This is a genomic window from Actinoplanes sp. NPDC051494 (assembly GCF_044454705.1).
GTDB lineage: Bacteria > Actinomycetota > Actinomycetes > Mycobacteriales > Micromonosporaceae > Actinoplanes.
On the sequence record NZ_JBITDZ010000025.1, the window covers coordinates 1 to 6758 of the forward strand.

Annotated in this window: 6 protein-coding genes; 4 read left to right on the top strand and 2 right to left on the bottom strand. The window is 70.6% G+C overall.

The genetic code is table 11. The features are described 5' to 3' along the window. Positions 1–207: 207 nt before the first annotated feature. Complete coding sequence (locus tag ACIA6A_RS41335; RefSeq protein ID WP_396103630.1) at positions 208–1320, bottom strand: PQQ-dependent sugar dehydrogenase; 1113 nt, start codon at positions 1318–1320, stop codon at positions 208–210. A gap of 170 nt (positions 1321–1490) precedes the next feature. On the opposite strand from ACIA6A_RS41335, the gene ACIA6A_RS41340 reads away from it, so the two are divergent. The 3 genes from ACIA6A_RS41340 (at position 1491) to ACIA6A_RS41350 (ending at position 3838) form a co-directional block, all read left to right on the top strand. Further along, entirely contained in the window at positions 1491–2165 is a 675-nt protein-coding gene (locus ACIA6A_RS41340; RefSeq protein WP_396103635.1) for a DivIVA domain-containing protein, read from the top strand. Positions 2166–2312: 147 nt separating this feature from the next. After that, complete coding sequence (locus tag ACIA6A_RS41345; RefSeq protein WP_396103631.1) at positions 2313–3068, top strand: alpha/beta fold hydrolase; 756 nt, start codon at positions 2313–2315, stop codon at positions 3066–3068. Continuing rightward, positions 3023–3838 (top strand): helix-turn-helix transcriptional regulator, encoded by an 816-nt coding sequence (locus ACIA6A_RS41350; RefSeq protein ID WP_396103632.1) that lies wholly within the window; start codon positions 3023–3025, stop codon positions 3836–3838. The genes ACIA6A_RS41345 and ACIA6A_RS41350 overlap by 46 nt, the downstream gene beginning before the upstream one ends. Here the strand turns inward: ACIA6A_RS41350 and ACIA6A_RS41355 are convergent. After that, positions 3825–6059: a glycoside hydrolase family 9 protein gene (locus ACIA6A_RS41355; protein ID WP_396103633.1), complete on the bottom strand. Its 2235-nt coding sequence runs from the start codon at positions 6057–6059 to the stop codon at positions 3825–3827. The two genes, ACIA6A_RS41350 and ACIA6A_RS41355, sit on opposite strands and share 14 nt — an antisense overlap. Positions 6060–6169: 110 nt before the next feature. On the opposite strand from ACIA6A_RS41355, the gene ACIA6A_RS41360 reads away from it, so the two are divergent. Then, the coding region (locus ACIA6A_RS41360; protein WP_396103634.1) for a hypothetical protein at positions 6170–6758 on the top strand (589 nt) is incomplete at its 3' end.

Sequence of the window (6758 nt, forward strand, 5' to 3'; positions counted from 1 at the left end):
GCCGCGCGGAGCAGGCCGACGATCTCGTGGTCCAGCGGTGAGCACAGCGGGGCCGCGGCTAACTCCGCCGCTTCCTTGACCAGCTGCTGCACGTCGACCAACACGAGTATCAATTTAGAACATGTGTACGACTAGTCAGAAATGGATCAAGGGTGGCAGAGATCCACTTTCATCATCTGAAATCGGCCGCGGAAGCTGCCGTACCACTCAGTCTGCCGCCGGGAAGCGCAGGATGCGGTCGTCACCGTCCCGGGTGTCGCCTCGGCCGTCGGTGTTGGAGGTGGTGAGCCAGAGGGCGCCGTCCGGGGCCACCTCGACGGTTCGCAGGCGGCCGTACGCTCCGGTGAGCTGGGCCTTGGGCTCTCCCACGGTGTCGCCGGTCAGGGGCACGGTCCACAGCCGCTCGCCGCGCAGGGCCGCGATGTACACCGTGCCTCCGGCGATGGCGATGCCGGACGGGGAGGCATCGTCGGTCGGCCAGGCGACCAGGGGGTTCGTGTATTTTCCGCCATTGGTGTCACCCTTGCCCTCGATCTCGGGCCAGCCGTAATTGTGCCCGGCCTCGATGAGGTTGAGCTTGTCGAGCTCGTTCTGGCCGAACTCGGCGGCGAACAGCCGGCCCTCGGCGTCCCAGGCCAGGCCCTGGACGTTGCGGTGGCCGAGGCTGTAGACGGGCGAGCCGGCCGCCGGGTTGCCCGGGGCCGGGTCGCCGGTGGGGGTCAGGCGCAGGATCTTGCCGTTGGGACTGGACGGGTCCTGGGAGCGGTCGGTCTGCGCCGCGTCGCCCGTACCCACGTACAGCATGCCGTCCGGGCCGAAAGCGATCCGGCCGCCGTTGTGGTTGCCGGCCTTGGCGATGCCCTCGAAGACGATCTCGGGGTCGCCGCCGCCGTCCAGCCGGAAACGGGCGATGCGGTTGTCCTGCTCAGCGGTGTAGTAGGCGTAGACGAAGGCGTCGTCCGGGGAGACCGCGAGACCCAGCAGACCACCCTCACCCTGGGCCGCGACACCCGGAACCGTCAGGAAGGGTACGACCTGGGTGCCGGACACGCGCAGGATCCGGCCGGAATCGCGCTCGGCGACCAGGGCATCGCCGCCGGGCAGGAACGCCAGCCCCCATGGTACGTCGAGACCCTGCGCCACCTGTTCGGCCGCGCCGAGATCGGGGGTGCCGTCCGCGGCGCTCGGGGCGGTGGACGAGGCGACCGCACGGGGACTCGCCGGGACCGGTTCGCCCGCATTGTTACCACTGTCACACGCGGCGATCGCGCCGAGTGTGAGCAGGGCGACGATCCGCCCGCGCGCGGTGCTGACCACCATGAAAATCCTCCCGAGTCCTATGCTGTACGCCCGTCGGTACCCACTTCACCAGAGGAGCCCGAAAACCCGGGGAAAGTGTCCGGGTGATCACGCCGACGTAGCCGGCCGCGGGCGGTTGCGTAGGATCGCAGAGGCTCGACCGCAGTCGACATGATCGAAGGAGCACGATCCTGCTCACGCCAGCTGACATCCACAACATGGCCTTCAAGAAGCCGCCGATGGGCAAGCGCGGATACGACGAAGAGGACGTCGACGCCTTCCTGGACGAGGTCGAGCAGGAGCTCATCCGCCTGCTCGAGGAGAACGCGTCGCTGCGCGACCGGGCTCAGCGCGGCGGCCCGTCGGGTCCCAGCCCGGCTGCCTCGACCATGGTCATCGACTCCGAGTTCGCGGATCTCGCGGCTCAGCTCGAGCGCCTGCAGAAGGCGCGGGCCCGGGCCGAGGACCACGCCCGCAACATGCAGTCCCAGCTCGAGCAGGCCCGCAACACGCCGGTCACGCCGTCGCACTCGCCCGCCGAGGAGGACCGCCTCCAGCGGGTCCTGATGATGGCCCAGCGCACCGCCGACGACCACATGCGCGACGCGCAGCGTGAGTCGGAGGCCCTGCTGGACGAGGCCCGCGGCAAGTCGGAGCAGATCACCAGCGAGGCCCAGATCAAGGCCGCCACGATCGAGAGCGACGCCCGCCGTAACCACTCGGAGGCGATCGCCAACCTGCAGACGCAGCGTGCTGCCCTGCTGGACGAGATCGACCGGCTCGGCCAGCTCGCGCAGGGTTACCAGTCCGCGTTGGAGAGTCACCTCAACAGCCAGCTGCAGGAGCTCAACAGCGCCGCACCGTGATCCGGTGGCCGGTCAGCTGGGCGCAGAGCCGAGGTTCTGCACCCAGCTGACCGCCGGGCTGTCCCCCGCGGCGCCCAGGGTGGTGGTCCGGGTCCCTGGATGAACTGTCATCTCCCGCTTGCACCGGGGAGGGCAGACGATCGATGCATGATCACCTACACCGACAACGGCGGCGGCCGACCTTTTCTGATTCTGCACGGTGGCGCGGGGCCGGTCTCCGTGGCGGGGTTCGGGGCGAAGCTGGCCGCCGAACGGCCCGCCCGGGTCATCGTGCCCACCCATCCCGGTTTTGACGGGACGCCTCGTCAGCCCGGTCTCACCGGCATCCGTGACCTGGCCGGAGCCTATGTCGATCTGCTCGAGCAGCTGGACCTCGAGGATGTCACCGTCGTCGGGAACTCCATCGGCGGTTGGATCGCCGCGGAGATCGCGCTTCTCAAGAGCCCCCGGGTCAGCGGCGTGGTCATCGTCAACGGGGTCGGGATCAGTGTGCCGGGGCACCCGGTGGCCGACTTCTTCTCGTTACGACTGGACCAGCTCGCCGAGCTGTCATACCACGAACCCGCGCGGTTCCGGATCGACCCGGCCGCGCTCGGTGCGCAACGCAAAGCCGTCATGCTCGGCAACCGGGAAGCCCTCGAGATGTACGCGGGCCAGGACATGACGGACCCCACACTGCGGGAACGGCTGGGCGCGGTGACCGTACCCGTGCTGGTGGTGTGGGGGTTGAGTGACCGCCTGGTGGATCCGGGGTACGGCCGGGCGTACGCCGCCGCGATCCCGACCGCGACCTGGCACCCGCTGGAAGCGTCGGGCCACCTGCCGCAGCTGGAGACGCCGGAGCGGATGATGGTGGTGTGGGACCCGATTCCGCTCGTCGTGCCGAGCTCGCCGATTTCCTGAAGACCCGCCGGGCCGCGTTGTCGCCGGAAGCCGCCGGGCTGGCTCCGGACGGCAGCCGCCGGCGCACCCCGGGGCTGCGGCGCGAGGAGGTGGCGCAGCTCGCCGGGGTGGGGCTGTCCTGGTACACGTGGCTGGAGCAGGGCCGCGAGATCACCCCGTCGGAGCAGGTGCTGCGGGCGCTGGGCCGGGCGCTGCGGCTGACCCCGGGTGAGCGGGAGCACCTGACCCTGCTCGCCGCGCCGGTGGTCGCCGGCAGTGACGAGAGGGCCGACGAGGAGGTCGACGAGGGCACCGTCGCCGTGATCCACGGGCTGGTGCCGCACCCGGCGTTCGTGCTCGGGCCCCGCTTCGACGTAGTGGCTCACAACCGGGCGGCCGAGGTGATCCTCGCCGACCTCGTCAGCGCCCCGAAGGACCGGCGCAACGTGCTGTTGTGGCTGTTCAGCTGGGAGAACGACCGGCCCGGCTGGGAGCGGACGGCCCGCGCCAACCTGCGCGACTTCCGGACGGAGTTCGCCCGGCATCCCGGCGACGCCGCGTACGAGGAGCTGGTCGCGGAGTTGATCCGGCGGCACGAGAGCGTGCGGGTCTGGTGGGCCGAGCACGGCGTCGAGGATCCGGAGCCGATGCACAAGGTGATCCCGCACCGGGACCTCGGGCCGCTGGCATTCCTGCAGATGCAGAGCCGGCCGTCGCACCGGCCGGCTCTGCGGGTGCGGGTGCTCGTCCCGGCGGACGAGCGGACCCGCACCGTGCTCAGCGAGATCTGACCGCGTACGCGGCGACCCAGGCCAGCGCCGAGTTCCAGTTGATGGTGAGTTCGTTGGTGGACCAGGACTGGATGTCGTCGATGTAGCAGAACTGGCCGGTGCACCCGCTGAGCTTGCTCTGCGCGTACGGGTCCTGCAGCGACGAGTTGGCGCCGCCGGCCAGCGATCCGGCCGGCGGGTGCGGCAGGGCCGGGTCGAGCTGGGCGGCGTACCAGCGGCTGTGCTGATTCTGCGAGCTGACCTCGCCGTACCCGGTCACGTAGGACAGATTGAGCGCGTTGCGGCCGAGCACGTAGTCCAGCGCTTCGAGGGCCCCGTCGCGGTAACGTGCCTTGCCGGTGAGGTCGGCCGCGGTCGCGAGCACCACCGCGTTGTTGAGGATCGTGCTGTTCGAGCCCCAGTCCCACGCGTTGTTCGCCGGCGCGTAGGGCACGCCGTACGGGTGGGCGCGCTGGACGGCCAGGTACTTGTCGGCACCTCGTACGACGGAGGCTCTGATCGCGGCCTGTCCCGGCAGTTTGCTCGGCAGCGTCGCGAGGTCCAGACGGCCGGCGGCAGCGGTGTTCGCCCAGTCGAAGGCGCCGGTGCCGAAGATGTCCGCGGTGTGCACCGGTGACGCGAGCACGGCGTCGCGGTAGGCCTTGTCCCCCGTGGTGAGGTACAGCTCGGCGGCGGCCCAGTAGAAGTCGTCGTCGACCTTGGTGTCGTTGTAGGCGCCGCCGCCGACGCCGTCGGATTCCGGCGCGAGCAGCGCGGGGTTGGCCCGGGCGGCGGTGAACGCGGTGCGGGCCGCGGTGAGGGCCTTCTTCGCGAACGCCGGGTCGTAGCGGCGGTAGATCCGGGCCGCCTGCGCGGCGGTCGCGGCGAGGTTGAGCGTGGCGGCGGTCGAGACCGGGTGCAGCTCACGCTGCTGCGGGTCGAGGTGCGGCAGCAACGGCAGGCCGGTCCAGGCCGCGTCGTGGATCTTGTGATGCGCCATGCCCGCGTACGGGTGACCGGCCGGGACCTGCATCCTCAGCAGGAAGTCCAGCTCCCACCGGACCTCGTTGAGCAGGTCGGGCGTGCCGTTGCCGCTCTCGGGCAGCCGCAGGGCCGGTGAACCGCCACCGTGCTCGTACGAGCTGAGCAGCTGCCACACCGAGATCCCGCCGTTGACGACGTACTTGCCGTGGTCACCGGCGTCGTACCAGCCACCGGTGACGTTCAGGGTGTAGTCGCAGGGGGCGGTGGTGACGCAGGGCACCGCGCCGTCGCCGAGGTTCGGGGCGACGTCGACGTGCCCGGCCGGGCGCGAGTACCCGGGTCGCAGGTCGTCGCGGATCTCGATGCCGCTGCGCTGCGTGTAGTAGAACTTGAGCGAATCCGCTCGCAGACGCTCGTATGCGGTCGTGTCCACATCGAACGGCCGGCTCGTCTGGCCGTCGGCGACCAGCGTGTATCCGGTGCCCCGACGGTGGAAGCCGCTGAACGTGAGCGAATGAACATTCTGCCCGGACGAGACGTCCACCCCGCGTGGCGTTGTCTGTCCGCGGGCGACAACCCGGCCGGCCGCGTCGCGCAGCTGCCACGGCAGGGCGGTCGTCGCGTCGGTGACCAGTGTGGCGTTCTTCGGGCCGCCGGGCAGGTAGCCGACCTGGTTGACGCGTACCCGCGGGCCGGTGTCGGGCTCGTAGACCTCCGGTGGGACGCCGCCGAGCAGCGACACGTCGTCGAGGCAGAAACCCCAGGGATCGGGGCTGCCGCCGAGCTGCATCGCCACCTGACCCTGGTCGGTGGTCACCGCCGAGGTGAACGTGTACGAATACAGCTCGCCCGCCGCGGTCAGTGCCGGGGAAGCCTCGAAGTAGGTGTCGTAGGGGGCCACGGCCAGGCCGACGACCGCCCGTACGGGATAGGTGCCGGCGGCCCGGAACGCGAACCGGTAGGTCTCCCCCGCGACCAGGTGGATGTCGTTCTGGCCGACGGAGACGTCCCATTTGTTGACGGTCCCGCCGGGCACGGTCACGCACGCCTGCCCGTCGGTCACGGTGATCGGCCCCGAACTGGACCACCACGGCTGCGTCCCGTCGGCGAACCCGCCGTTGATCACCTGTTCCACCTCGTCAGCATGCGCCGCCGCGGCGGGGACCATCACCAGGGACGCCACGAGCAGGGCGGCGGCACCGAGGGCACGTTTCACGGGCGGAACCTCCTGGGAGCGCTTCCATAGAGCAATCCCCATATGTTGATGCCCGCGTCACGCGCTGTCAACAGAGCCGTAACAGCCCGCGCCCGCTCTGGATACCGCGTTCACGCGATGGCGGACCGGATCCGGGCGGGCAGGTTGGGACCATGCTCAGCACGAGGGGACCGGCGCTGTCCGGGGTGGACACCCAGCACACCCAGGTCGACACGCCGCGAACCCAGGTCGACACGCCGCGAACCCGGGTGGACACCCCGCACACCCAGGTCGACGCGCTGCGGGCCCGAGTGGACGCCCTGCGTGCCCGTGAGGCGGCCCTCGTCGCACTGCACGACGCGGTGGCCGAGCTGAGCGAACCCGGACGGGACGAAGCCGGGGACGAAGCCGGGGCGGAGCTGCACGCCCGCGCCGTACGCCTGCTGGCCCGCCTTCTGCCCGGCGTCGACGCCGCCTGGATCGCCACCCCGGCCGCCGGGGACGTACCGGCGCGGCGGGCATCGTGGGGGCTCACCGCGCCCGCTCCGGCCGACCCACCGCAGGACGGGCTCGGGGTCGCCGCCGTGCACGCCGACGTGCCGCTGGCTGTCGATTCGTACCTCGATTCGGACACGTTCGCCCATCATCCGCGCCTAGGGCGTGTTTCAAAGTCGCGGTTAGAGCCACTCCCCGATGACTGCGATGGTCAGGACGGTGTGGTACCGGACGGCGAGTTTGTCGTAGCGGGTGGCGATACCGCGG